The organism is Paenibacillus lentus (genome assembly GCF_042714055.1).
GTDB lineage: Bacteria > Bacillota > Bacilli > Paenibacillales > Paenibacillaceae > Fontibacillus > Fontibacillus lentus_A.
In genome coordinates, this window is the sequence record NZ_JBHGVC010000006.1 from 255,810 (window position 1) to 281,683 (window position 25,874).

The 25,874-nt window shown below is 44.7% G+C and carries 29 protein-coding genes and 1 pseudogene; 8 read left to right on the forward strand and 22 right to left on the reverse strand.

Annotation, left to right across the window (positions count from 1 at the left end; genetic code table 11):
* Positions 1-38 precede the first annotated feature (38 nt).
* The 3 genes from ACE3MQ_RS16335 to ACE3MQ_RS16345 form a co-directional block, all read right to left on the reverse strand.
* Complete coding sequence (locus ACE3MQ_RS16335; RefSeq protein WP_379394496.1) at positions 39-872, reverse strand: sugar ABC transporter permease; 834 nt, start codon at positions 870-872, stop codon at positions 39-41.
* Positions 869-2,179, reverse strand: coding sequence for a carbohydrate ABC transporter permease (locus ACE3MQ_RS16340; protein ID WP_379394498.1), 1,311 nt, complete (start codon positions 2,177-2,179; stop codon positions 869-871). Before ACE3MQ_RS16340 ends, ACE3MQ_RS16335 begins: the two co-directional genes overlap by 4 nt.
* A gap of 89 nt (positions 2,180-2,268) precedes the next feature.
* A complete protein-coding gene (locus ACE3MQ_RS16345; protein WP_379394500.1) occupies positions 2,269-3,597 on the reverse strand; it encodes a sugar ABC transporter substrate-binding protein in 1,329 nt (442 codons plus the stop codon).
* Positions 3,598-4,134: 537 nt separating this feature from the next.
* On the opposite strand from ACE3MQ_RS16345, the gene ACE3MQ_RS16350 reads away from it, so the two are divergent.
* Both ACE3MQ_RS16350 and ACE3MQ_RS16355 read left to right on the forward strand, forming a co-directional pair.
* On the forward strand, positions 4,135-5,964 hold the full coding sequence (locus ACE3MQ_RS16350) for a glycoside hydrolase family 13 protein (RefSeq protein ID WP_379394502.1): 1,830 nt from the start codon (positions 4,135-4,137) through the stop codon (positions 5,962-5,964).
* Between the two features lie 302 nt (positions 5,965-6,266).
* Entirely contained in the window at positions 6,267-8,426 is a 2,160-nt protein-coding gene (locus ACE3MQ_RS16355) for an alpha-amylase family glycosyl hydrolase (RefSeq protein WP_379394504.1), read from the forward strand.
* A gap of 774 nt (positions 8,427-9,200) precedes the next feature.
* Here the strand turns inward: ACE3MQ_RS16355 and ACE3MQ_RS16360 are convergent.
* From ACE3MQ_RS16360 to ACE3MQ_RS16395, 8 genes are all read right to left on the reverse strand, one after another.
* On the reverse strand, positions 9,201-9,536 hold the full coding sequence (locus ACE3MQ_RS16360; protein WP_379394506.1) for an alpha/beta fold hydrolase: 336 nt from the start codon (positions 9,534-9,536) through the stop codon (positions 9,201-9,203).
* Positions 9,521-9,991, reverse strand: a complete 471-nt coding sequence (locus ACE3MQ_RS16365; RefSeq protein WP_379394508.1) for an alpha/beta fold hydrolase — start codon at positions 9,989-9,991, stop codon at positions 9,521-9,523. The genes ACE3MQ_RS16360 and ACE3MQ_RS16365 overlap by 16 nt, the downstream gene beginning before the upstream one ends.
* 126 nt (positions 9,992-10,117) lie before the next feature.
* Positions 10,118-10,741 (reverse strand): TetR/AcrR family transcriptional regulator, encoded by a 624-nt coding sequence (locus ACE3MQ_RS16370; protein ID WP_379394510.1) that lies wholly within the window; start codon positions 10,739-10,741, stop codon positions 10,118-10,120.
* Positions 10,742-10,825: 84 nt separating this feature from the next.
* Complete coding sequence (locus ACE3MQ_RS16375; RefSeq protein WP_379394512.1) at positions 10,826-11,002, reverse strand: hypothetical protein; 177 nt, start codon at positions 11,000-11,002, stop codon at positions 10,826-10,828.
* A 147-nt stretch (positions 11,003-11,149) separates the two neighbouring features.
* Positions 11,150-12,292, reverse strand: coding sequence for an ABC transporter permease (locus ACE3MQ_RS16380; protein WP_379394514.1), 1,143 nt, complete (start codon positions 12,290-12,292; stop codon positions 11,150-11,152).
* Positions 12,289-13,239 carry an ABC transporter ATP-binding protein gene (locus ACE3MQ_RS16385; RefSeq protein ID WP_379394516.1) on the reverse strand — a complete coding sequence of 317 codons (951 nt, stop codon included), beginning with the start codon at positions 13,237-13,239 and terminating at the stop codon, positions 12,289-12,291. Before ACE3MQ_RS16385 ends, ACE3MQ_RS16380 begins: the two co-directional genes overlap by 4 nt.
* 39 nt (positions 13,240-13,278) lie before the next feature.
* Positions 13,279-13,746 (reverse strand): hypothetical protein, encoded by a 468-nt coding sequence (locus ACE3MQ_RS16390; protein ID WP_379394518.1) that lies wholly within the window; start codon positions 13,744-13,746, stop codon positions 13,279-13,281.
* 18 nt (positions 13,747-13,764) lie between these two features.
* A complete protein-coding gene (locus tag ACE3MQ_RS16395) occupies positions 13,765-13,974 on the reverse strand; it encodes a DUF3788 family protein (protein ID WP_379394603.1) in 210 nt (69 codons plus the stop codon).
* Positions 13,975-14,079: 105 nt separating this feature from the next.
* Between ACE3MQ_RS16395 and ACE3MQ_RS16400 the strand changes: the two genes are divergently transcribed.
* Positions 14,080-14,325 (forward strand): helix-turn-helix domain-containing protein, encoded by a 246-nt coding sequence (locus ACE3MQ_RS16400; RefSeq protein ID WP_379394520.1) that lies wholly within the window; start codon positions 14,080-14,082, stop codon positions 14,323-14,325.
* Between the two features lie 136 nt (positions 14,326-14,461).
* Here ACE3MQ_RS16400 and ACE3MQ_RS16405 read toward each other — a convergent pair whose 3' ends face one another.
* Together ACE3MQ_RS16405 and ACE3MQ_RS16410 are read right to left on the reverse strand one after the other, a co-directional pair.
* Complete coding sequence (locus tag ACE3MQ_RS16405) at positions 14,462-15,262, reverse strand: CPBP family intramembrane glutamic endopeptidase (protein WP_379394522.1); 801 nt, start codon at positions 15,260-15,262, stop codon at positions 14,462-14,464.
* Between the two features lie 277 nt (positions 15,263-15,539).
* On the reverse strand, positions 15,540-16,508 hold the full coding sequence (locus ACE3MQ_RS16410; RefSeq protein ID WP_379394524.1) for a helix-turn-helix transcriptional regulator: 969 nt from the start codon (positions 16,506-16,508) through the stop codon (positions 15,540-15,542).
* 422 nt (positions 16,509-16,930) lie between these two features.
* On the opposite strand from ACE3MQ_RS16410, the gene ACE3MQ_RS16415 reads away from it, so the two are divergent.
* On the forward strand, positions 16,931-17,407 hold the full coding sequence (locus ACE3MQ_RS16415; protein ID WP_379394526.1) for an SAM-dependent methyltransferase: 477 nt from the start codon (positions 16,931-16,933) through the stop codon (positions 17,405-17,407).
* Positions 17,408-17,692: 285 nt separating this feature from the next.
* Here ACE3MQ_RS16415 and ACE3MQ_RS16420 read toward each other — a convergent pair whose 3' ends face one another.
* Complete coding sequence (locus tag ACE3MQ_RS16420) at positions 17,693-18,292, reverse strand: TetR/AcrR family transcriptional regulator (RefSeq protein ID WP_379394528.1); 600 nt, start codon at positions 18,290-18,292, stop codon at positions 17,693-17,695.
* Positions 18,293-18,414: 122 nt separating this feature from the next.
* On the opposite strand from ACE3MQ_RS16420, the gene ACE3MQ_RS16425 reads away from it, so the two are divergent.
* From ACE3MQ_RS16425 to ACE3MQ_RS16440, 4 genes and pseudogenes are all read left to right on the forward strand, one after another.
* Complete coding sequence (locus tag ACE3MQ_RS16425; RefSeq protein WP_379394530.1) at positions 18,415-18,954, forward strand: hypothetical protein; 540 nt, start codon at positions 18,415-18,417, stop codon at positions 18,952-18,954.
* Between the two features lie 78 nt (positions 18,955-19,032).
* Positions 19,033-19,239 (forward strand): hypothetical protein, encoded by a 207-nt coding sequence (locus ACE3MQ_RS16430; protein ID WP_379394532.1) that lies wholly within the window; start codon positions 19,033-19,035, stop codon positions 19,237-19,239.
* Between the two features lie 169 nt (positions 19,240-19,408).
* Positions 19,409-19,786 carry a hypothetical protein gene (locus ACE3MQ_RS16435; RefSeq protein WP_379394534.1) on the forward strand — a complete coding sequence of 126 codons (378 nt, stop codon included), beginning with the start codon at positions 19,409-19,411 and terminating at the stop codon, positions 19,784-19,786.
* Positions 19,787-20,140: 354 nt separating this feature from the next.
* Positions 20,141-20,269: pseudogene (locus ACE3MQ_RS16440) on the forward strand (NlpC/P60 family protein); the annotation flags it as partial.
* A 77-nt stretch (positions 20,270-20,346) separates the two neighbouring features.
* On the opposite strand, the gene ACE3MQ_RS16445 reads toward ACE3MQ_RS16440, so the two are convergent.
* From ACE3MQ_RS16445 to ACE3MQ_RS16480, 8 genes are all read right to left on the reverse strand, one after another.
* Positions 20,347-20,523 carry a hypothetical protein gene (locus ACE3MQ_RS16445; protein ID WP_379394609.1) on the reverse strand — a complete coding sequence of 59 codons (177 nt, stop codon included), beginning with the start codon at positions 20,521-20,523 and terminating at the stop codon, positions 20,347-20,349.
* A gap of 14 nt (positions 20,524-20,537) precedes the next feature.
* Positions 20,538-21,251, reverse strand: coding sequence for a cytochrome c biogenesis CcdA family protein (locus tag ACE3MQ_RS16450; protein WP_379394536.1), 714 nt, complete (start codon positions 21,249-21,251; stop codon positions 20,538-20,540).
* 325 nt (positions 21,252-21,576) lie between these two features.
* On the reverse strand, positions 21,577-22,668 hold the full coding sequence (locus ACE3MQ_RS16455; RefSeq protein ID WP_379394538.1) for a sensor histidine kinase: 1,092 nt from the start codon (positions 22,666-22,668) through the stop codon (positions 21,577-21,579).
* A 45-nt stretch (positions 22,669-22,713) separates the two neighbouring features.
* Positions 22,714-23,286, reverse strand: coding sequence for a peroxiredoxin family protein (locus ACE3MQ_RS16460; RefSeq protein ID WP_379394540.1), 573 nt, complete (start codon positions 23,284-23,286; stop codon positions 22,714-22,716).
* A gap of 121 nt (positions 23,287-23,407) precedes the next feature.
* Entirely contained in the window at positions 23,408-24,100 is a 693-nt protein-coding gene (locus ACE3MQ_RS16465; RefSeq protein ID WP_379394543.1) for a response regulator transcription factor, read from the reverse strand.
* 34 nt (positions 24,101-24,134) lie between these two features.
* Complete coding sequence (locus ACE3MQ_RS16470; protein ID WP_379394545.1) at positions 24,135-24,566, reverse strand: DUF6526 family protein; 432 nt, start codon at positions 24,564-24,566, stop codon at positions 24,135-24,137.
* A 20-nt stretch (positions 24,567-24,586) separates the two neighbouring features.
* Complete coding sequence (locus ACE3MQ_RS16475; RefSeq protein WP_379394547.1) at positions 24,587-25,303, reverse strand: class A sortase; 717 nt, start codon at positions 25,301-25,303, stop codon at positions 24,587-24,589.
* Between the two features lie 23 nt (positions 25,304-25,326).
* Positions 25,327-25,557: a c-type cytochrome gene (locus ACE3MQ_RS16480; RefSeq protein ID WP_379394549.1), complete on the reverse strand. Its 231-nt coding sequence runs from the start codon at positions 25,555-25,557 to the stop codon at positions 25,327-25,329.
* Positions 25,558-25,874 lie beyond the last annotated feature (317 nt).

Genomic DNA, 25,874 nt, shown 5'->3' on the forward strand with positions numbered 1-25,874 from the left:
AAGAAAAGATCCGGCTGCCTAATGTTCTCCAAATGCCTCTAACCTTTGGAAGCTCCTGCAGTCAGCCCGTCGACCAGATTGCGCTGAAGCAGTAGGAACAGCATCGTGATAGGCAGCGCGACAAGAACAGCTCCAGCAGCGAACATCGTAAATTCGGTTGAATTCCGCTGACTCACCATTCTGTATAGCCCGACCGCCAACGTCCGCTGATCTTCTGTCCTCAACACCAGATCTGCGAAGATAAAATCGAGGAAGGCGCCGTTAAAGATCATGAGGCTAGCATAGGTCAGCATGGGCTTAGCAAGCGGGATAATGATAAAAAAGAATACCTTCAGATGGCTAGCCCCATCGATTCGTGCCGCATCTTCCAAGCTTTTCGGAATCGTATCAAAGAAACCTTTGGCTACGAATACATTCGATATAATCGCACCCGAGCTGTAGACCAGAATCAGCGCCCAGTGCGAATTGAGCAACCCCATCGTATTCAGCAGAACGTAGATAGCGATCATTGCCATGAATCCTGGGAACATCTGAAGCACCAGCAAAGTGTTAAGGGCAAATTTACGGCCCGCGAAGCGGAATCTTGAGATTGCGTACGAAGTAAGCAGCAACAGAAACGTTCCGAAAAGAGTCGACAGCACTGCAACCTTCAGCGTATTCATGAACCACAGGGGGTATTTGGTCTTCTCGAACAAATCCCGATAATGTTCCACCGTAAAGGTGCGAGGAATTAACGTATCACTGTAAAGACTGTTGCCTTCCTTTAAGGAAGACATGATAATCCATAATGCGGGAAACAAGCTTACACAGGTTAAAATGACAAGCAGCATATAGCTAACGCCAAGCTTGACCCGGGCAGATCGGCTGTTCATGCTATCATATCCTCCTCTTTATAGGATCTGGTGCGGCGGTAGCTCATAATCGACAAGGAAGCGATGATTAGGAAGATAATGATGCCGATAACCGACGCGAAGCTGTATTGCGATTGATTCAAGGCCAGCTTGTAAAGCCAGGTCACCAACAAATCCGTATGCCCGGCGTATTGGTAATTCGAATTGACCGGGTTCCCGTCTGTCATTAGATAAACGACGTTGAAATTATTTATATTGCCGGCAAATTGCATAATTAGAATAGGCGCCGTCGAGAACAACACCATCGGCATCGTAATGGAACGGAATTTCTGGAACGAATTCGCTCCGTCAACCTCAGCCGCTTCGTACAGATCCCTCGGAATCGTTGTCAGCACCCCGATAGCCAGTATCATCGTTACTGGGATACCGATCCACATATTGACGAGAACGAGTGTAACCCTAGCCCAGATCGGATCTGTAAGCCACGGTATTCCGTCGAAGCCGATCCAACGCATGATATCGTTGACCGGACCAAACTTGTTGTTAAACATATTCCGCATCACGAGAAGAGAGATCATGCTCGGAATGGCAAACGGAATGATCATAACCGTACGCCAGAACACCTTGAATCGAATGCGGGGCTGTTGAATCAGTACCGCTATCAGGATGCCGCCGATATAAGTCGTCACCGTAGCGAGGATTGCCCATATCATAGTCCAAAGCAGGACACCGAAGAACGTGTTGCTCCACACCTTCAGGCTGACCAGCTTGACAAAATTGCTGAAGCCAACCCAGTCAATCAGATTGGCAGGTGGGAGGATTGGATCTGCATAATTTGTAAAGGCCAGCAAAATAGAGAAGATTAATGGTAGGATCGTCAAGAACAATATCGTGACGACGGGCAGCGCAAGTACGAGATAGGCGAAGTTTTTCTGATTTACAAGCTGCAGCGACTGACGGAAGTTATTCGGGGCTATACCCGCATCCCTTTCCTTTCCAACTTTGTAGGCATCCCTGATATTCAGAGCGTATATCGCGGCGGCGAGCAAAAAAGATAAGGCCGCCATCAACCCTTTAATCATAAGAAATATCGAGTGGTCGCCTTCGACCATCTTCATAATTTTACCTACCTTCACCATTCCACTGGGTTGCTCTCCCAATGTAATAAGCCCCTTTAGGTAAGAAGGAAGGCCAATCACCGAAAATAAGTATATTGCAGTCAGGCCTGCCGCCAAGAACAAAATCCCCTTCATCCATTGCCGGTTGTACAATTGTCCGAGACCCATAAATAGAACCGACAGGGTCGTACTTATTGTCTTTCTCTGCATGCGTTAAACAACCTCTTTTCTTGCGATTTTACAGACTTCACCCGACCGCCGGGCGATCGGGTGAAATCGTTGAAAGATCGGCTAACCTGCTACTTGGATGAAATATTTGTCTTGATTGTATCGACCATCGTATCCAGTGTGGTCTTGACGTCGGCCTTCGGATCGTCCCAAATTGTTATGAACGCCGCTTGAAGCGGATCCCATACCGCATTAATTTCCCCGATGGTCGGCATCGGCGTAGAGTGGGAGAACTGCTCAAAGAACCCGCTGATTATCGGATCATTCTTGATCTCCGGATCCTCTCCCGCTTCCTTGTTTGCAGGAATGGCTCCCGTCATCTGGTAGTTCAACAACTGGTTCTCCTTATCAGCCGCGAAGTTGGAGAAAAGACGCGCAGCAATCGGATAGTCAGTGTAAGAGTTAACGAAGTAAGCTTTAACACCAGAGAACGAGTGCGATATTTCGCCGTTCGACATCGCTGGCAATGGAGCGACTCCGAAGTTGACTTTGTCCTTGAATGCCGCAACGGACCAAGGACCGTCGATATTCAAAGCCAGCTTGCCTTCCTGGAACAATTGCGTCTTCACGTCGTAGGACACATCTCCCGCGTTCATAGGCAGAATTTTTTTAAGGCTCTTCAGCAACTCGAAGCCCTGAACCGCTCCTTCGTTATTCAAGCCGATATCGGTCGTATCGGTGTTATCATTACCGAAGAAGTAACCTCCGAGCGTGCTGACAAATGGATAGGTATAGTATCCAACGAACTCCCACATAATGGCGTATTTATTTTGCTTAGTGTCCGTATAAGTCTCCGCGAAGCTTACGATTTCGTCCCAGGTTTTCGGAGCTTCAGGGAAGATGTCCTTGTTATAGTACATGGCGTATGTCTCAACTGATTTCGGATAGCCGTATAAAACTCCATCATAAGTCACCGCTTTGATTGCGGACTCCTCCATTACAGCGCGTGTCTCATCCTCGAACAGGTCGTTAGGCAGTAGAAGTCCTGCTTTAACCGCTTGGGCGATCTGATCATGAGGCAATGTAAGGACGTCGGCTGCAAGCTTCGACGGTCCGTCAGTCGCTAGACGGGTGCCCTGATCCCCGCCGGCTACGACTTCCAGCTTGACAGGCACTCCATACTGCTTCTCGAATTCAACCGCGATTTTCTCCATATACTCAATTTGCTCCTGTGCTTCCCACACCGTCAACTTGGCCCCAGGTTCAGGTAAATACTCCTCTTCGCTAGCCTCTCCGTTTTCAGAAGAAGCAGGAGGCGCATCTGATGTGTTAGATGGCTGGGAGCTGTTCGGGCTTGAATTGCCTCCATTGCCCCCGCATGCCGTTAGACTGAGAACCAACACTACACTAACCAGACTGATAACCCATTGTCTCAACTTCTCTTTTTGTTTCAACTTCACCTAGTCCACCCTTTCTTGATTTAGTTTCTAATTTCTTTTGTGCAAACGTTATACCCAATTTGCAAAAAATACCTCTACCCCCTAACTTCTTGTAACTACGAAAAAAAGAGTACAACACTCTACAAATCGCACGATTGTCGAGGTTGTACCCTTGGGGTAGCAGCGCCTTTAAATTGCTCAAGCGGTTATAATTTTCACTAGAACTATTAAGACACTCCAATCATAAACTATACGAGAAAACGTTTGCAAATACAGTAATTGATGAAAATTGGCGTTAATATCACAAAATTATATTAAATTTCTCTTTTTCTTCTGTATTATATACTAAAATCTCATTTTTTCTCCTTTTTTCTTGCTCATACGATGTTTTTATAGGAAATGCCTGTCCACTGCACCTGCTCGATAATGCTGTTGCCAGCATGGAAACAGTATGATAATATGGAGAAAATTTAAAGGCAATGAAACTTCGGGTTCAACCTCGTCCCATTCAGAGGTTGGACCTTTTTGTGTTCTCATGCCTGAAGGAGGCCATCATTAATGATTATGCTGGAAGCAGTATACCATCGCATCGGGCTGAACTGGTCCTATGCCTATAACGAATCGACAGTGCATATCCGTCTGCGCACGAAGCGCGGCAATGTGGCGCGAGTGCAGCTGGTTTGTGGCGACAAATACAGCTGGGATAAGTACAACGAATCCATTGCCATGGAACGGTTTGCTTCAGACGGCCTGTTCGATTACTGGCAAGCCGCCATCTCGCCGCGGTTTCGGCGGGTCGTGTATTATTTCGCCCTCCATGAGGAAGCGGGCGAGGCTGTCTATTTTCTGGAAAAGGGCTTCTTCGATACGCCTCCGACGATTCTGTATGAGGGGCTGTTCGATTTCCCTTATCTGAACCCCGAGGATGTTCACTCTCCGCCGGAATGGGTCAAGGAAGCGGTCTTCTACCAGATCTTCCCCGAGCGCTTCGCCAAGGGCGACCCGTCTATCGACCCGGAGGGTGTACTGGAATGGGGCGGCGTGCCGAGTCCGACCAATTTTTTTGGCGGCGATCTGCAAGGGGTGCTTGACCATCTGGACTATCTGGCTGAGTTGGGAATCAACGCGATTTATTTCAATCCGTTGTTCGCTGCGACAACCAATCACAAATATGACACAAGCGATTATATGGTTGTCGACCCGCATTTCGGCACGAACGAAAAGCTGAAGGAACTGGTCGACGCCTGTCACGCCCGGGGCATTCGGGTACTGCTGGACGGCGTATTCAACCATTGCGGGCACACGTTTCCGCCCTTTGTCGATGTGCTGCAGAACGGCTCCGCCTCCCGCTATGCCGACTGGTTCCATATCAAAGAGGGGCCGCTCATGGTGGAGAACGGCATCCCGAACTATGCCACCTTCGGCTTCGAGCCGATCATGCCGAAGCTGAACACGGGCAATGAGGAGGTAAAGGCCTATCTGCTGGAGGTCGGCCGATATTGGATTGGCGAGCTGGGACTGGATGGCTGGCGGCTGGACGTGGCCAACGAGGTGGATCGACAATTCTGGCGCGAGTTCCGCCGCGAGATCAAGAAGATGAACCCGGACGCCTACCTGCTCGGGGAAATTATGCATGATGCGATGCCGTGGCTTCAGGGCGACCAGTTCGACGCCGTGATGAATTACCCGTTCACCAACATTTTGCTTGATTTCTTCGCCAGAAGACGCACCGATGCCATTCAGTTTGCCCAGAGCATCAATGCCCAGTTGGCCAGCTTCCCGCAGCAGGTCACCGAGGCGGCGTTCAACCTGCTGGGCAGCCACGATACCGTCAGGCTGCTGACGCTGTGCGGCGGCAATAAGCGGCTGATGAAGCTGGCAGTGCTTTTCCAGCTGACCTTTCAGGGAGCGCCCTGCATCTACTACGGGGATGAGATCGGCCTCGACGGCGAGCATGACCCCTACAACCGCAAATGCATGGAGTGGAACCCCGCGAAGCAGGACCACGATCTGCTAGGCTTCTTCCGCCGCCTTATCGCCATGCGCAAGGCCCATCCTGCATTGCGCGGCAGCGGCCTTCACTTTTTGGCGGCCGCCGGGCAACCGCAGCTGCTCGCCTACGAGCGGCGCGATGAGCGGGATCGCTTTCTGCTGCTGCTGAACAATGACGAGAGCACATGCTCGGTCATCGTGCAGAGCGGCGAGCTGAACGGGCTGTGGCAGGATGCCGGCAGCGACGCCGATATCAAGGCAGATGAGGAAACGATCCAAGTCGTGCTCCCTGGCTTTGGATACGCCATCCTGCACGCTTATGCGGATAACGTCACCGGAGCAATCCGTCTATCCGCGCATAGCGCCCTAGCCCAGGCCCGGTGCAGCAGTCTGTAAACAATTTATTTTATTGTTAGTATTTGACAAAAATAAACTCGTCATTTAGAATGAAAGCGCATCCTTGTTTGGCATTCTGCAACTTGCAGGGGTAAAGGTATCGATTTACAATTTGAGGGCGCTGCTTTTCTGATCATGTCCCGAATCAGGAACAACCCCGTAATCTTCATGTGAAGATTACGGGGTTATTTGCATAGGCAGCGGGAAAGGAGGAGACTAACTTCATTCAGCGCTTAGCTTGGTGTCTAGGGAAGTGTACACGTGCAGAAACAATATAAAAAGCTTGAAAGGCGGTTTGATCAATGAAATGGACGATTAAGAAATCAATTATCACACTTCTTACTCCCATCTATCTCTTTACAGCATGGCTCGGCCTGTCTATTGCCGTTCCTACGGCAAACGCTGCTCCCGATACATCAGTTCTGAACAAGCAAGGGTACTCCACCGATGTCATCTATCAGATCGTAACCGACCGATTTGCAGACGGGGATGCCTCCAACAATCCATCTGGTGCAGCATTCTCTCCAGGCTGCACGAATCTTAAGCTGTACTGCGGCGGAGACTGGCGGGGAATCATAAATAAAATCACCGATGGCTATTTTGCCGGGATGGGCATAAGCGCACTGTGGATTTCCCAGCCTGTAGAAAATATATATAGCGTCATCGACTACTCTGGCGTAAACAGTACGTCCTACCACGGCTATTGGGCCCGCGATTTCAAGCGGACAAACCCGGCGTTCGGCAGCATGAGCGATTTTCAGGAACTAATCAACACCGCTCATGCCAATAATATCAAAATTATTATCGATTTTGCGCCGAATCACACTTCTCCGGCTTCTGAGACACAACCCTCCTTAGCCGAAAACGGGCGGCTGTACGATAATGGCAGCCTGATCGCTGGCTACACCGGAGATACGAACGGTATTTTTCATCATAATCTGGGAACTGATTTTTCCTCGCTGGAGGATGGCATTTATCGCAATCTGTTTGATCTGGCCGACATTAATCACCACAACAACACGACAGACGCCTACTTCAAGGAGGCGATCAAGCTCTGGCTGGATATGGGGATCGACGGCATCCGGGTAGATGCGGTGAAGCATATGCCGCAAGGCTGGCAGAAGAACTGGATGGCTTACATTTCGGAATATAAGCCGGTGTTCACCTACGGCGAATGGTTCCTCGGAGTCGGCGAGAATGATCCGAGCAACGTCAGCTTCGCCAATGAATCGGGCATGAGTTTGCTGGATTTCCGTTTCGGGCAAAAGGTACGTCAGGTATTTCGCGACAACACCGACAATATGTACGGTTTGAACAGCATGCTGGCCGAAACTGCAGCCGAATACACGCATATTCAAGACCAGGTCACGTTCATTGACAATCATGACATGGATCGCTTCAAGCTCGGTAACAATGACCGCCGCCTGGAGCAGGCACTGACCTTTACGCTTACCTCGCGCGGTGTTCCAGCTATTTATTATGGTACGGAGCAATACATGGCGGGCAACGGTGATCCGGCAAACCGCGCCTTCATGAGCAGCTTCTCGACGGCTTCCACCGCCTATCAAGTCATCGGCAAGCTGGCGCCGCTTCGCAAGTCCAATCCGGCTATTGCTTACGGCAATACCCAGGAGCGTTGGATCAATAACGATGTCTATATTTACGAGCGGAAATTCGGCAGCAGCACAGCGCTGGTTGCCATTAACCGCAGCGAGACAGCCGCTGCATCGATTACCGGCCTGCAGACATCGCTCCCTGCCGGCACCTACGTGGATGAGCTAGGAGGATTACTCAACGGCGGCGGTATAACGGTTAGCGGCGCGGGCTCCGTGACAGCCTTTAACCTGCCGGCCGGAGCTGCCGCCGTATGGCAATATGCCGCTGACGAGACGGCTCCGATGATCGGCAATATCGGGCCGGATCTGGGGAAAGCCGGCACAACACTGACGATCGACGGACGCGGCTTTGGCGATGTCAAGGGCACCGTCTTCTTCGGCACAACAGCGGTCACTGACAGCCAGATCATCCAATGGGAGGATTCCCAGATTCAAGTCATCGTTCCGGCGGCTGCACCCGGCTCTCATAACGTGAAGGTTCGCAGTGCCTCCTCCGTAGACAGCAACAGCTACAGCAGCTTCAGCCTGCTGACGGGGGATCAGGTCTCGGTCCGTTTTATCGTGAACAATGCTAGCACCGTATACGGCGAAAATGTCTACCTGACAGGCAACACTGCCGAGCTCGGCAACTGGGCTCCGAACAAGGCGATCGGCCCGTTCTTTAATCAAATCATTGCCGCCTATCCGTCCTGGTACTATGATGTCAGCGTGCCTGCCGGAACAGAGCTGCAATTCAAATTTATCAAAAAGAACGGTACAGCCGTCACTTGGGAAGGCGGCGCCAACCACAGCTATACAGCGCCCGTCAGCGGTGTCGGCACCGTCGTAGTCGACTGGCAGCCTTAGTCCCTAGCTCAAAAGTCCAGCCTGGGGGATCTCCCTCGGCTGGATCTTGCCGTGTTCACACAGGTCTTCACTTTTTATTTTAATAGAGAGAAATGAGCAAGATCCTTTTACAATCGTAATTGAGCTCCTGCATTTTCTGTCAATGCAGCAACGATTTCATTATGAACTTTCACCGGTCTTTTTCTTATATCTTCGATGGAGGTTACCATATCCCTCATTAACTATTGGCAATTCCAAAATATCTTTGTAAAAATGGATCAGCGTCTCAACATCCTTGGTTGCAAGATTAATTCCTCCGAAATTTTGATCTTTATGATCTCCTCCATAAATTCAGGAAATGACTAAAATTTAGGAATACCGGTCGAACAGCCATGGGATTAAACATCACTAATCGTTCCGGTTTTTGTTATCTGGCCAGCAAAGGATGACTGCATTGCATACCACGCACCCAGCACACCCTCTTCGGTTTTCATGGAGGTTAAAAAGGCATTATGCACATATTGAAGTTCTCTAGCACAGATTTCCCTCCTGTACAAGTGTTTCATAAAAAATAGCGTCCAAAACTTCAAAGGGATCTCTTGATGAAGAATTTAGAGCATTCCTTTTGGCGTGATTTCATACTGCGCCAATTCTGAACGATGTGGCTGTATAGCGGAGGCTTCGATATTGATATGTGGACTGACACGTCTTGATAGGTTGCATCTCATTGTGGACACTCCTCATGTTCCTTACTTCTGCGAAAATACGGACATTATCAATATCAGCTGCCTTAATTTATTGATTTGTGCTATTCATAAACTCATCCAGCGCTTTTTCAATTTCTTCTCCATGACCGACCATCATATGACCTCCATCATCGAAGCCAATCAGCGTACTGTTCAGAAAACGGGAAGCCGCCTTTTCCATCGCATAAAAGTCCGATAGTTTATCATCTTTTGCCCCTATAATTAAGGTCGGGATTTGAAGATTCTCGACAGGATATTGCTCATAATTTTTTCCCATATCCGGATTGACAATAGAAGCATCAATTTGCATACCCGAACTCCGTTTGCTAACAGGCAGTATTTGATAAATAGTATCCGGATCCATACCCATCATTGGCTCAAACAACGGACGAAACATCCACATGGCAAAATCGTTGCACAGAAAAGCGGGAGGGCCTTGGTATTCTTGACCGTAGCAGGCTTTTCTGTGAAAGGCATCGCTGAAGAATAGAGAATCAACCCAAGCGTCCGTTCTGGATAGTCCAGTGCGAATCGAATGGCTACCGTACCGCCTGCAGAAGTTCCTAATATGTAAGTACGCTCAATCCCCAGCTTATCCAAAAACTGCGCATATGCCGCTGCCTGTGCTTTGGGGCTTGTATCCCATGGCACAGAGCTGCCTAAGTATCCAAAGCGTGACGGAGCCAGAATACGGTATTGTTCTTCCTTGCCCCTCAGGGTTTCATACCCTTGGTCATACCCGCCGCTCATACCGTGAGCAACCAGAACGGCCGGCCCGCTTCCTGCATCCACATAGGTCATTTCACCGTACTCAAGCGATATCGTTTTGATAACTCGCAAGCCGTTTTTCTGCTTCGATAAGTGCTCTTTGCAGTTGAAAGTATTGTATCCCCAATACTGAAATCAATAGCATACAAGCGATTACAATGATCATCATTTTTTTCCTTTTCTTGCGGAAATAATTCATTAAAGTATTTCCCCGTTTTTTGTATATTGCCAAGAGAAAGCTCTGATGTGACTTCTAATAAGTTTTTTAACTTCTTCTTCACTTGGTAACTGGTGGTCGTATCGAGACAGCATGAGAAATAGAGGGCCATAAAATTGCAAAGCCATTTCTTCAGGCTCACCTTCTTTAAAAACCCCTGCATCTATCATCTTCTGGAATAAATCTGCTTCATGCGCCAAAGGTTCTTGAATAAAAATCTTATGGTACAAATGTGACGCATGCGTATTGCCATATTGCTCAATTGTAAGCATTTTTCTGAATTTTGAAACAATATCGTTCTGTAGATAAAACATAAAGATTTCAAAGCATAGCTGTTCTAATCGATCCATCGGCATGCTCATATACTCAGGTGCAAAATTATTTATATCCGGCATCTTAATTTGTTCATAAATGAGCTTTGTTTGAGAGGATGCAATGTCGATGATTGTATCAAATATTTCACGTTTACTTGCAAAGTGCTTATAAATTGAACTGTCGCGAATGCCTACAGCCTGTGCAATCTCTTTCACAGACACATTACTAAAACCATGTACGGAGAACAGCGATAAGGCTTCGTCAATAATTTTTTGTTTTGTATGATTCATTCCTCTTTGCCCTTTCATATTTCAGGCTAGTGAGTGCTAGCTTCCCAGTAATTATATTGTAATATATAAGAAAAAAACACAACCTCAAGATTTTAAAATAATGGTTGCTTTTGCGCCCTGTGGCGAATAAACATCCAGATGAATTCGGTTGCCATCACTGAGGGTAAGAAAGTGTTCTTCCGGCATAGTGGCATCGTCCAGGCGGTATTGACGCGGCAAATAATGTTGTACGGTTTTCCACACCATATCGTTTTTATACAATGCCATCCCTCCCGATAAACCTCTCTATTCAATGATCTGAACATATGGATAGTAGTTGCTTAAAAGCTTAACAGATACTTTCCTTCCACTGTAATTTTCATGCCATGCCTCATAGTCGGGATTTTCCCATACTGTACCGTCCGAAATTTACGCTTTGGACAGCTTACGCTTCTGATATAGAATTAATCCTGCTAAAAAATAAATCAGTGTAAGTGCAACAATCATAAAGACATCAAATCGGATCTCGTTTAATCCCGCCCCGTAATTCAAAATTTTATTGAAGGCATTCACAGTATGCGTAAGCGGCAAAATGTCCGTAATACCCAGCGGATGCCCAAGGATCGAGAACATATTCAACTTCGGCAGCGGAAACATAGTGCCTGAAAAGAACATGAGTATAAAGAATGGAAAACAGCCAACGGTTAAAACATCAAAAACCGTATTCAGGAAGCTTGCCACCACCAGACTTACGGACAACATCGAAAGGCTGGAAATAATTCCAATCAGAAGAACAGGCCCGAAATTTCCCGCCGGACTATAGCCCAGCCCAAGTGCAGTCCAATAAGAAAGGAAAAGCGCACCCACAGCGATAAAGGCTTGCACAATACAAATAGCCGCAAGGAAATTAAAAGCTCCGAGACGGCTTAGTTTCAGTCTGATCAGTGTTTTTTTATCGTTCTCCTTCACAATGGACGCGGATGCAGTAAACAAAATCATTAAAATGGCCAAAGCGAATAGGCCCGGAACGTATCCCTCGAACTCGTTTAAGGGAAGTTGTTTTTCCAAAAAGGTCTCGGATATCGAAGCCGGAAGCGTAATTTTGGCGGCCTCTACACCTTGTTTATTTATTTCATCAGCAACCATGACAGCCGCGACTGGATATCGTAAATTATTCATGCTCCCGTAAAAATGGACATCCGACGGTACAATCGCTTTCTTTGCCTTCGCATCCGCATGAATGATTGAATAATCATTTGGAATAACCATTCCAATATCGATTGTTTTTTCTTTTACTTGTACCTCCAATTCATGAAGCTCGGTTGTATGGCTTAAATTGAATAAATTGCTGCCATCCTGTCCCTTCTTCTCTTTTATCATTTCAACCAGTTCAGTCGCCGGTTTGCCACCATCGAGATTAAGAATTCCGATATTGTATATGGTCGGCTCTCCCCCATAAAACAGGTACATGATCAGCAAAAAAAACGGAGAAAAAACCAAAACCATCACAAGTACTTTCCAATCCCGAATATTTTCCTTCCAAGACTTTAATGCAGCCGCAATCAGCTTCATTCCCGAAGCCCCCTTCCTGTCATAGAAATAAATGCATCTTCAAGCGTCCGCTTGCGTATCGTCATATCATCCATCTGTATATGAAACGCTTTTAACGTCTTGTTGACGATTGGAATGTGCTCAATCACATTGCTTGCGCCAAGCAATAAGAGACCGTCTACAATCTTTTTTTCAACGAATACGGGCGGAAATGCTTCCAGTAGTTTATCGGTTTTATCCTTATGTATTCCGCTGAGTCTTACCTGCAAAATATCTCCTATGCCTGATTTTTCTTTAAGTCTTTCAGGCGTGTCGATCTGGAGTATTTTCCCATGGTCAATGATAGCTACACGGTTTGACAGTCTATCGGCTTCATCCATGTCATGCGTCGTAAGGAGTACGGTTTTTTGTTGGACTGCCAGTTGTCTGATAAAGTCGCGCACAAGTACACGGCTCTGCGGATCGAGCCCTGCCTGAGGTTCGTCCAGAATGATCAGCTTCGGATCATGGACAAGAGCCAGCGCGATATTCAGCCTTCTTTGCATTCCTCCGGAAAGAGTCCCTGCAAGTTTATTCTTCTTACCTGTTAGCCCAAGGGTTTCTAGAAGGTTTTCGGCTCTTTTGCCAGCCTCTTTTGGAGATAATCCATAGGACACTCCGGAAAATTTCAGCTGTTCGAAACAGGTCAGTTTCTCCCAAATCACAATTTCCTGGGGACATAATCCGATCATCCCTTTAATCTGACGATAGCTTGCCGACATCGAAATTCCATCGAAGGCCACGTTTCCGGCATCCGCTTTCAACAGTCCGCACAACATACTTATCGTTGTCGTCTTGCCGGCGCCATTTGGGCCAAGCAATCCAAAAACCTCTCCTTTATACACCGAAAAGCTTACTTTATCCACTACTGGTGTGTTTCCATAGGATTTGCTTAACCTGTCCACAGAAAGAAATATTTCATTTTCCATTCCCTCTCCCCCTTTGAATTAAGATGGCGGCAGGCTGTCCTAAAATTTTGAATTTTCATAGTTGAAAGGTATGCTTGTACCAACAACTACATCTTCGATTTTATTTATAATCAGCCAATCGTCCATATTTCCTTGATGATCAAAAGCAAGCAGCGGCTCAATTTTCTGAACACCTTCAAATTCAACTAGACATAGGCATTTTTTGTGCCAGCGTTCTTTTTGTTTTTCAGTCAAATTCAACTTCTCCTGATTGCTGTTTAGTGTTTTTTCAATTTCGTCTTCTGTCAGCTTCACATAGTTTTGAACAGATTTCACGGCAGCCAAGGCAGAGATAAGTGCCGATCCCTTTTCCATAAAATAAATCGATTCGCCCTCAAACACTCGACTATGTGGTATTTTACGACCAGCTGCACCTCTTACAACCATTGTTTTTGTTCCAGATAAGATTTTATCTAAAACTCGCTCTCCCTTTTTACCTGTATTATCGCAATATACTAAATGCACCATATTTCTTTTTCGCACCTTTCATTTTTGCTTTTTGTTCGGCTTCTTTTTAATCCATATCATTTTTTTAATGTCGTCTACAAGATAACCATCTGAAACCTCTAACATGACCCAATTTCCATCGTGATAAACAGCGGTAGCATCATAAATGTTCCGAACTTCCTCCGTTCTGTTCGATCTATTTCGATATATTTGGATTGCTTTAAGCAGCGGAATTAACAATAAAACCATGATGATTGTTGCGCCAACAAATTGCAGGTATGCTACCCACGCGATTGGCTCGACAGGCCACGGAATCAGAATTGCAATAGCAACTCGAAACACCCAAACCAGCAATTGGCAAATGAATTTTCATATAATAAATGCTACCTTAGCCGATTAATCTCTGAGGAATTCGGAGAAAGTTTTCAGAAAATAGTAAGAGATATACGGATGGAGGAAATCGAGACATTAATCCGATATACGAATCTATCCATTGAACAAATTGCTGAACAAGTAGGATATAAAAACGCCGTTATAATCTATAAAATGATCCGTGAAAAATATAATATGACTCCTACTGAATATCGAAAGAATCGATGATTTACCACTAAATGATAGCGCAGCTTTCATCCCTTAAGCCTTCTGTTCACTTCTTTCTTAAAAGAAGCCACCATAAAAGGCGGATACACTGGCGGTATTACGATAATTGTGAAAGTCATTCAAACTCGCATTATGCTTATACTATTCGCCTGTGCTTTTTGTCGTACATCACAACAGTTACAATTGAAACAAGAACAATCACAGCATTTGCGGCAATGGTTCCCGCCCAAGTCATAGTCATGGTGCCAAAGATGGGGGATGCCGCATTGAACATGGTGTGGAATAATACACACATAAACACACGGCCTTTTCCTGATATTTTGTAGATTGCCCCGTTGAAAAACCGAAACGCCATGAGTTGAACTGCAAACATCCAAAAGTTAATGAGTCCCTCTCCGTGATTCGTCCCCGGAATGAAGAAAAGAGGGATATGCCATACAATCCAAATAATCCCGGTAAAAATAGAAGATAAAACAAAGCCGTATTTTTTGTCGAGTTTAGGCTGCAATATGTACATCCAGCCCGCTTCCTCCAAGCCACCGATAATAAGATTGCCAGGAAGAGAAAGGAAGAACGTATAAAAGGGAAGCACCATTTCCGTACGGCCTGAAACTGCAATATGTATCAAAAAATACAATGCAAGCCCTGCTACCACGAACAAATAGAGAGATATGTTATTTTTGGCGTAAAAAACAGTTTTCAACCATTCCATAAAATCTGCTATTTTATTATTTTTCTTCAGGACGATATACGAAGCAATAGCGGGCGACAAAATATAGATTGCAAAAGGAATATTCATCATGAATTGCTGGAATGAGTGAACCCAATTGTGAACCGAATATCCGAATGGCCCAAGAGCAATCAAAGCACCTGACACAAGATAGGCTATGCAAAATGTCAGCAGCGTAAATTGTACTATGATTTTTTTGTCTGTCACGATTTCTTCACCTCACGGTTTGAAGTATACAATATATTTTAACGGATGAACGCCATGACTTTTATCACCTAATGTTTGCTTTCTGCCAATTCAAAGTTGCGAACAGCAGATTTCCGATTACTTGGTTATGTTCTAATGCGAACTTAACTATCATTTGTGAAACTTTGCTTTCCAGCTCATATCCCTCATATTGATAAGCAACCACAGTTGCAGCGGTGTCAGGATGTTATCATATGTAGTAAAGCACCTATCGCATTGGACAGGTGCTGTTTATTGATTATGACTTCCGCACTGGTCTGATATACTTAAAAAACCGTTCCGGATTAAAATAAAAGTAAATTATTCTACCGGGGGAAGTATCAAAACAGTAACCAGTGCCTGCAAAATCAAAAGTTGCCATTGCCTTTTCAATCTTTTCCTCCACACTACGATTTTCCTGCTCATAATCAAATGGCCCATGTTCAAAAACAATATACTCGGCTTCGGGAACATCAATTATAAGCATTTGTGGTGGTACTTCGCCTTTATAATCAAAAGGAAGTCGTACACCCCAACACTCTGTACGCGGAATACCCCAGTCGCAGAGCCTACCGTCCGGGTCGTTAATGTACGCCATAATCTGACCGCTTCCGCAGTTAGGTTCGCTCCCACCATCGTCATCTAATTTGCCCTTGATACTATCGAGTAATCCGCAAATTGTTTCGTAGTCCTGTCCCGGAATAAGACTTTGCTTTTGCCAAAAGTCCCAATACCCATTGCTCTCATAATTTTTAATGTGCAAAAATTTGTGTGCGGGAATGGTTACAAAATAAATTTTAACATCATCTGTAGATTTCATCATACCAATTTCCCCCAATCCTAAAAAGTAGCGGTCGAAAGGGTTTATTTTTGTACGAAGAACGACAGGCTTAGGCTTTTTTCGGTATTCACTTGGAGTTACACCATATGTTCCTTTGAAAGCTCTGGTAAAAGCTTCATGTGATGAAAAACCATAATCAAAAGCAATATCCAAAATGCTTTTTTCACTATCCCTAACCTCTTTTAGTGCAAAGGCTAATTTTCTATGCCGCAGATAATCCCTAAATTGCATACCCGATATTTCCTTAAATTTTCTCGTAGTATGAAATTCGGAATAACCCAACTTGCGAGAAAGAAACCTCAGCGTTATGGCTTCACCGTTACGGTGTTTAATACATTCGTCAATTTCATCAACGATTACTTGAATTTGCTTATGCCACTCGTACATTCGTCTGTTCACCTCGTTTCAACCATCCTATAGTCATTATAGAGTAATGGAAATCGCACTACTTGATTTTACTTGCGGAAAAGATAGGTTATGTTTTAGTCCTCACCAAACACCAGTCCAACCTTATCGTAATAGCGCAACATAGGCGTTGAAATACCGATTGATTTTGTAACTTGTGTTATTGTCTTTAAATTGCTCATGCCTGATCTCCTTACTTACTCAGATGATAAAGTACGACACGACGTCAAAGTCAAGCCATTCATTCCTGCTCCAAATATTAAAGGCAGGCCGGCAGATAAACCGGAACGGTGACCATGAATATTGACATATATGTTACAGCATCTTAAAGGCTTGTAGTATTAAAATGCATCGGTATACTGAATGTAACGGCGCCGTAAATAAATCGAATAGGAGATTAATTTATGGGAATTTTCACGGTAAAGTCAATCGGTAAACTGCGTTCAGACGGGAGCGGAGTGCGTATCGAGCTGGAAAAAGAGTTTATCCCGGCCCTTACCAACCTGGAAGGCTTCGTTTATATTAACGTCCTTTGGTGGTTTCATCATAGCGATACTGAGGAGTCTCGTTCAAAGCTTGTAGAGAAAAGCCCTTACACAAAATCTCCGGATACATTAGGCACTTTTGCGACACGTTCTCCGGAACGTCCAAATCCGATCGCCCTAACATGTGCCTGCATCACTTATCTGGATGTTGATAACGGAATCATAGGTCTGGCTTATATTGATGCAGAAGACGGAACTCCGGTTATTGATATCAAGCCCTATACCCCAAGTTTTGACCGAGTAGAACATCCTATTGTCCCGAATTGGTGTGCTAACTGGCCCAAGAGTGTTGAAGCATCTGGAGACTATGATTGGAGCACGGTCTTTAACTTTTAATTCAGAGCTAGTCGCTTGTTCATATTGATCGAGTAGGCCCATGCGCAATTACATGGGCCTCTCACAGAACTTGTGATGTCACCGCCTTCGTTGTGAACGTAAAACGGATGGTGAAACTAATAGAGCAAAAGCAGCCCGCCCTCAGATGGGGATAAGCTGCTTTTTCCGTTTCTTGCTATTCGTTTTTCCAATTCAGAAAACCAAGGCTTTTGCAGGGCTCTCGATTATGCGGCATCTTTTTAATATCCGTACGTTAATGTATTTTTGTGCAGGTGTCGTTTTCAATTAGGAAAAGGATTCTTCCGTACAGATAGATTTCATATGATAGGTAAGCAAATTTGTGATTTGTTCATAATTTACCCGCTTCGTATCAAGAAATGCGTGCAGTGCTATGCCATCAATAAAAGCGTATAACCGTTCTATCTCCAGTGCACAGTCAAGTTCAGGCCGCAGTACTCCTGACTCTTTCATGCTGTGAAGCATTCGCTCCACTAGATCCAGCACGCCATCGTGCTCCGCGTCAAATGCAGTGCCACTGCTTCTATAGTGAGCGGTGTATGCAAACCACACCTCCATTTCTGCCAGCTTGTTATCATCTGTAGGCAAAAGCTCCAGCAATATCCGTAGTACCTTTGGAAACAGTGGTATGTCTAAGTCGATCAGTTTATTAATACGGGCTGTCGCTCGCTCTTTCACCAACCTCATGGAGAAGTCAATCAGGTCATCCTGAGTCGAGAAATAATGGCGCAACGCACCAAGCGACAATCCCGACTCCCGGGCAATATTTCTAACGGTCGCTCCTTTCATGCCCATCTGTCTTATGACACGTAAAGCAGCCTCGGCAATTAGTAATCTTCTTTGATCATGATCTACAATTTTTGTCATGTCCCCATTGTAGCAAAGGTTCCCTTGACGCACAACGAAATAATACACTTGTATTATCTGAGTGCAGATGATATACTTTTTCTCAATTCAAATAATACAAGTGTATTATACGGGGGTGCTTTATGAATTTTGTTGCTTGGATGATTGTCGCATGCGAGGTTGCTTTTTGGGTTGTCATCATTTTAGGTTTTATAGCACGGTACCTGCTGCGCAAGGAGAGATTAGGCTTCCTTCTGCTGGCGCTTACTCCGATAATTGATTTAATCTTACTTATCATTACAGGGCTTGATCTTTATCGTGGTGCTACTGCGACATCCGCGCATGCGCTTTCTGGCGTGTATATCGGTGTATCCATCGTTTTTGGAAAAAGCATAATTGCATGGGCAGATGAACGATTCCGCTACTATATCGTCAAGCAGGGAGATAAACCGCTCAAATGTTATGGCTATAAATATGCAAGACATTATTTAAAAAGCTGGCTCAAACATGTTCTTGCCTACGCAATTGGTATAGGCTGTCTGTTCGGACTCATTTACATCGTTCAGAATCCAGCACGAACCGAAGCACTAACGAGTACGATCCATTGGTGGTCTCGAATATTGGGCATCGATCTGTTAATTACCATCGCCTATTTTATTTGGCCCAAAAAAGCACCTGTCTAGCATAAAACTAATGACTGAAAATGACTAATGACACTTCAGATTAATACATCACAATTTATTAAGTAGGGAGAAGCTGCAATGAATAAAAGCAGTGTTGAATTTATTTGGGGCATAATCTTTCTCATCACTGGTACGATACTCCAATTCGTACCGAAAAATGAAAGCAACTTTTTCATCCTATCAGACCTTCCAGGGACGGGACGCTTCCTGCTCATCTTCGGGGCAGGATTTGTAATTTACGGTATGTATCTTCGTTCTAAAGAGAAACGAAACGGCCATAAATGATTGTTCCGAACAACACGTTTATTTTGGCAAATCAATTTTAGACGCTAGTGGTCGCGAAAAATGATCGACTAGCCGATTCTTTCCTGAAAGGACAGATTTCATGAAAAACTCAGCGAGTATAAGTATGCATATGTTTTGGTATGCAGCAAGGTGGGGTGTCACTATTATGATGGCAATTTCTCTACTTGGATGCAGCAGCTGGCCGGGTGCCAAGAACGACTCCGCTACCAAAAGCGGCATCGTGAAGTACGTCATTGAGAGCGATGCACCTACTGCAGACAGTGTCTCCGTCAAATTGACAACGCAAGACGGCACTGACTCGCGGGAAGAAGCCGACATAGCACTTCCCTATACCCTTGAGCTCCCTGTTGACTATAGTAAACCATTCAACTTCAAGTCCGCTGAAATTTCAGCGACAGCATCCGCTTCGGCTAGTTTCATTACCTGCCTCATCTTCTACGACGACAAAAAAATGATCGAAGTTACCGCCAAAGGCACTGCCCCATCTGTAACCTGCCAAGGCGATAAATGGCCATTACGCAAATAAGCGCCCTATCGTCACAGAGCTTTTCTTGCTTGCACGCCTATCCATAATGAATGGCATGCGTCGGTTGATGCCCATGAACAGTCTAACTAACATCGATGCGGCCGAGAAGATCGTGTAAGCTGGGCTATGCCCTCAACAATCCTCAGAACATTCACACTACCTGCACTTTTCATCATATAGATAATATTCCTACCGCCTTACACAAAATTCTTGACGCTACCTAGAAACTCATATCCTTGTTCTTTAAGAGAGCAATCATCCATCTTCATGTCCTCGGCTTAGCGGAATCACCCTGACTGCCAAATTGGTAACAACAATGGCTTAAGCGAATAACTTCTGGTTCTGTATCAACCTATGAATGGAATTGAATTAAAATGGGGCACCCGATTCCAAAAGAACGCAGGAACAGCCGTAATTAAATCGAACTTGCAAAAAGGTGATCTTGTATTTTTCTCCGTTGGGAAAAGTTCAGAGATTGGTCATGTTGGCATATACATTAGCGATGGAGACTTCATTAATAGCCCCCATATAGATTTGTTGAACTATTCCTTGGAAGTCAATCATGTAAGAGGTCGGGTAAGCAAATACTTGATATTGTCCGGAAATCTCCCTCCTATTTTGCCTATAAAATCAGAAAGTTCGACTTCATTTCCTTCCAAATCGAGCAATGTAAAATTCGGCGCTAGATTCCCTTTCCGAATACCGATATCAACATCTTCTAACTGTATTTTCCACATATCACGCACCTCTTTTAATACGAAATGGGAGTAAACTGCGCCAACCATGCACTGATCTTTTGCAACTGTCCAGTGAAGACCAGCAGCCCCATACCAATCAATATCCAGCCATTAATCCTGGATAACAAAGGCAGCCAGCGATTGATTTTTTTTAAAATCCCTAATGAATAGGTCAGCATGACCGATATAATCAGAAACGGAACGCCTAGTCCCATCGAATACACAAACAACAAAAACATCCCGCTATATAAAGTCTCCGTCGAGCCAGCGAGCAATAATATAGAGGACAAAGCTAACCCCACACAAGGAGTCCATCCCGAGCCAAAAGCCAATCCCAAAAGAAATGAACCTGCATTTCCCTTCTTTGTCTGGTTAGTTCCCCATTTCTTATCCAGCATGAGAAAACGTAAGGTTAATATCCCAGCCATTTGCATGCCAAAAATAATAATAAGCAAGCCACTTATTTTCTCAATCAGCATGCGATTACCAGCAAAAAACTGGCCAATAAAGCTGGCGGACGCTCCCATGGCAACAAATACGACACTGAATCCCAGAATAAAATTGATGGAGCGGAATATTAACATTTTTTTCTCAGCATTGATTTTATTGTCTTGCACAAGGGAACCCGTTAAATGAGAAACATATGCCGGAATTAATGGAAAAATACATGGCGAAAGAAACGAAAGAATACCGGCTATGAGTGCAATCACTATAGTTGGATTTTCCATGTCATTGAACCTCCTTATTCTTTGTCTGACTTAATCTAGTACTGAATCCTAATGCGAGAAGAAAAATAATGATGTAAATTACCTGTCTCTTGGTGAAACCAGCTATAGTAAACGCCCTGTTTTCCTGGACAAAATAAATGCAAGCCAGTCCAACTCCTCGATCTCCCCCATCAAAGTAAATCAGTGACATCGGTTGCTCAATGACGGAAAGCGGATCAAAAAGGATGAGACTAAATTTCCATGCCTCCGTTCCTCAGCTTGGAACATCATTAGTCAAGTAGCTTTTCGATTCAAAGTTGAGAGGAAAAACATCCTTATTCGCAGCTTATCGAACTAGGGAGAGGGGAATGGTAAACCAGAAGGCATACTCGTCGCCATTCGGCGTTAATCCTATTTGCCCCCCATGTTGTTGAACAATTTCCTTTGCAATGGCAAGTCCCAACCCTGCGCCGCCCGTATCACGTTGTCTGGCTGAATCAACGCGGTACAAACGGTCAAACACAAAAGGGATTTTTTCAGGAGGAATAGCTTGACCAGCATTGGTGATCGTCACACGATATTCCTTCTCCTCTCTTGTGCCTGTAATTCGTATCCATCCACCCAGATCATATTGCAGCGCATTTTGCAGTAGATTGGTTACGACCTGCCTCAACCCAACTTCATCGCCTTCTACCACTGCCGGACTGACGTCGAATACAACGTTCATCTGTGCATTTCTTAGCTCCAATTCAAAACTTTGATAGACGTTTTGAATGATCGCATGCAAGTCGGCCTTCTGCCATTGTGGTTGTGCGATTCGTCTATTTTCCCAGACTGCAAGCTGATGCAACTGTTCCACTAACTTCGCCAGGTGCTTCGCTTCATCATGCAATGAACGATAAAGCTCAGTATTCCCTTCAATAACACCATTACTGAGCGCCTCCAGATAGCCATTCAGGTTGCTCAACGGAGTGCGCAATTCATGTGAAATGTTGCTAAACATTTGCTTTCTGCTTTCTTCAGATTGACTAAGAGTAAGGATCATTTGATTAAAATGACGACTCAGTTGTCCCGTCTCATCTTCTGATGCAACGGGAAGCGGGTCTGGATATTTCCCCTCGTTCATCAACCGGGTAGATTTCATCAATTGATGAAGTGGAATCTGGATTTTTCGCATTAATAAGTAATAAATGACTGCCGCTACCAATAGTGCAATAAGACTGGCACGCACCAAATAGAAATGCATCGTTTGATTAAAAAAATGTTGTTTTTCCTGCTCAATAAAGCCATGCTGCTCAACGAGAAGGCAAGCAAAATCTTTAACCGAAACTCCTACCATCCATATGACAATCCCGATCACGATACCATTGATCATCATAATTTTCCAAACAATGCTTTTTCTCCAAATACACAGCCCCTTTATTTTTGAAAGCAACATCACCCGCCACCTTTTTCACACTTCTTACTTCCAGTCTTCCCGTCTCTACGGAACCTGCTGCATAAGTTCCTCCATTATTTCATACGTCAGCGGACCAACAATCTTTTGCTCAATTTCCCCCTTTGAGTTCAGAATAAAGGTTGTTGGAATTGTGGTGACTTGATACAAATCGGCTACCTGAGAAGCTTCGTCAAAAACTACGGGAAACGTCAATTCAAAATCGTCAATAAATTGATAAATACCTTCCTTATGTGCCTCCGATTCGGTCAAGTTTATCCCAATCACTTCAATTCCCTCATCTTTATGAGCCGAAAAGAAGGACTGCAAGTCCGGCATTTCGGCAATACATGGCGGACACCAGGATGCCCACAGGTTCATCATTACTCGTTTCCCTCGATAATCAGACAGTTTCAGTTCTTCACCATCTGCAGTCAACAATGTAAAATCAGGCGCCAGCTCCCCTTGGTTCAACCCGATTTTCACTCCCTCTTGCTGATCTTCCTCTACTGCTTGTGCTGTCCGCTTCTTCTGCCACGGCATCGCACTTTCTTTGCTGATATCATATACGCCCCAAACAATGAGCGCAGTCAATGTGATCAGAGCAAACCATTTCTTCATAAAAGCCAGCCACCTTTCTGTATACTGTATCGTTGCATTGTTAAGATTCCTTAAAGACAAGCAACAAGAAAAATATTACCTAAACAAAAAAACTGCCCAAGGGCAGTTCAATAAAAATATATTAGTATATAACAAATCGATATCCCATACCTCTGACAGTTTCAATGCATTCTGCAGAGCATCCTGCTTCAACCAATTTCTCTCGAAGCTTGCTGACATGAACATCGATGGTTCGTTCAATGACAAGCTTTTCGCTATTCGGATAAAGTTTCTCCAAAATTTGCTCGCGACTCAAAATCTGCCCAGGATGCTGCATTAGAAAATGAAGAAGACGAAATTCATGTTTGGTTAAAGGCAGAAGTACACCGTTGCATTTGGCTTCCCCGCGAAGTGGCTTAACGGTGAGCCCTCTATAACTTATTTTACTACATCGATTTGCGGTTCTTCTCAAAATCGTCTCGACACGCAGAACTAACTCTTGCGGGCTGAATGGTTTGGTTACATAGTCATCTGCTCCGAGTTGCAAACCGTTAATACGATCTTGCTCATCCACTTTGGCCGTTAACATCATGATCGGCACATCACTTTTGCATTCGCTGCGAATATGCCGGCATAATTCTTCGCCCGTTTGTTTCGGCATCATGAGATCCATAATTACAAAACAGGGGTCATACGTTTCAAACTTGAGCTGCCCTTCTTGACCATCATCAGCTTCAATAACCTCAAATCCTGACTTTTCCAGATATATTTTGAGCAATTGCCGTATCTTCTGATCATCCTCAACGAGCAAAATGTTTTTTCCTCTTAACTCCATTCACTAGCACCTCAGTTCTGCCGCTTTTTCTACATCAAACCCTCCAGTGATCAGCACGCCACCGGGTAATTTGACGTTTTATCGCATCAGGCGCCATGCCCTCTCCAACAGCACGTTGGCAAAGTGCAAGAAATTCGTCATCTTCTGCGAACCGTAGTGCAATCACCTGACCTAATTCCAATTTAGCATCAAGGGGCTCACCCGTTAATTGGATATGTCTAAAATTCACTTCATTCCAGATGATTCGGTCCTGGAGCTTCAGCGCATAAATACGCACCAACATTCCAAGAATAAGTATACCGATTGATGTAAGCAAGAACAGAAATGAAGGTAAGCTCCCCTTACTCAAAATAATATTCACAATAGCAAGAATCAGTATAACCAGCGCCAGCGGCATTAAAATATACTGTTGCAGTGGAGTAATTTTTTTATGATTTTGATAGTTTTGTGGTGGACTCGTTTTCATCAGATTCCCCTTCTTCCTTTCTATAATGGCTCAAACGCATCATTAATGAAGCTGTCTGCTTCGGAATAATCAACAACTTCCGTAAGTTCACCCGTTACGATCAAACGATCCGAGGCATCTGCACTGTAACAAGTGACAAGAGTTAATAGTGTTTGATCTTCTACGTCGTCAATGACATCCACGCGCTCCGGCATCACGATTTCACGATGAACCATCGTGTACTTATATACCTTGTCTTTATTTGTAATATAAAGCTCATCGCCCACTTCCACATACTTTAAGGATCCAAACAAAACGTCCGGATTTCGGGAATTATGAGCAGCAATAGCATAATTGCCTTCTCCCATCGCTTGATCAGGCTTCATGGTTGCGCTTGCCGCTTTTAAGTTCTCATTGGTTGCTCCATATAATATCGGCAAATTGATATCTACGCTGGGAATGTAGATCCCGCCTACCACATTTTCAGTTTGAATCGTTGCCTTTTTGTCTATAAATCCCAGATTCTCCACTGCCGAGAAATCAAAAGCCCCTGCTTGCTTTTGCTTATTCTGCACATTCAAGCTCTCCATATTTCGCTGGATGCCTTCAACGCCCAGCCCGGTTTGATACAGTTTTTCCAAATGTTTGGGAGTGACCCAGTAGTCCATAATTGGTTTATATGCAAGTATTCCTACTCCCAAAAGGAGCAATACAACAGACAAGACACTGTAGAAGCGATTTCCACTTCTATTCTTCATGCTTCTCCTCCCTCGGAATCCTACTATTGGAACGTAGCAAGCCAATTCATCAAATTAACAATAACGTCTCCTGGCAATGTTTTTTCAAATGAAGGCATGCCTCCCCCACCTTTGATTATTTTCTTATAGATAGCTTCTCTCGTCATCTTCGCGCCTACTATCGTTAGCTCCGAATCGCTACGCCCCTGAAACTCATCGCCATGGCAAACCAAGCAGTTGCTTTGGTATACAGCTTCTGCTTGGGCTGTATCCACCGGCGTATCTGGAAGAGTCTGTTTTATTAAAGCACGGCTGTTTCATCGACTTAACATGCTTACCATATGCCAACCCTTATCATACTTCTGCATTGTTAAGATTTGTTTAAGATCGGCAAATCCCCACTTCTACAGTACAACGAAGTAATATTTTCTTTTTATGTATAAAAGGAGTCGTTCGATACCGGACCTTCTGTATCCATAATCAATCTGGCTACAGGCACCTGAGCCTGCTCGAACATAAAAGTCAATGTCATGGTATAACTGCCGCCGACATCAGCATTTGTTGCGGGTTTGTGCCTTCACTTTACCTTTTC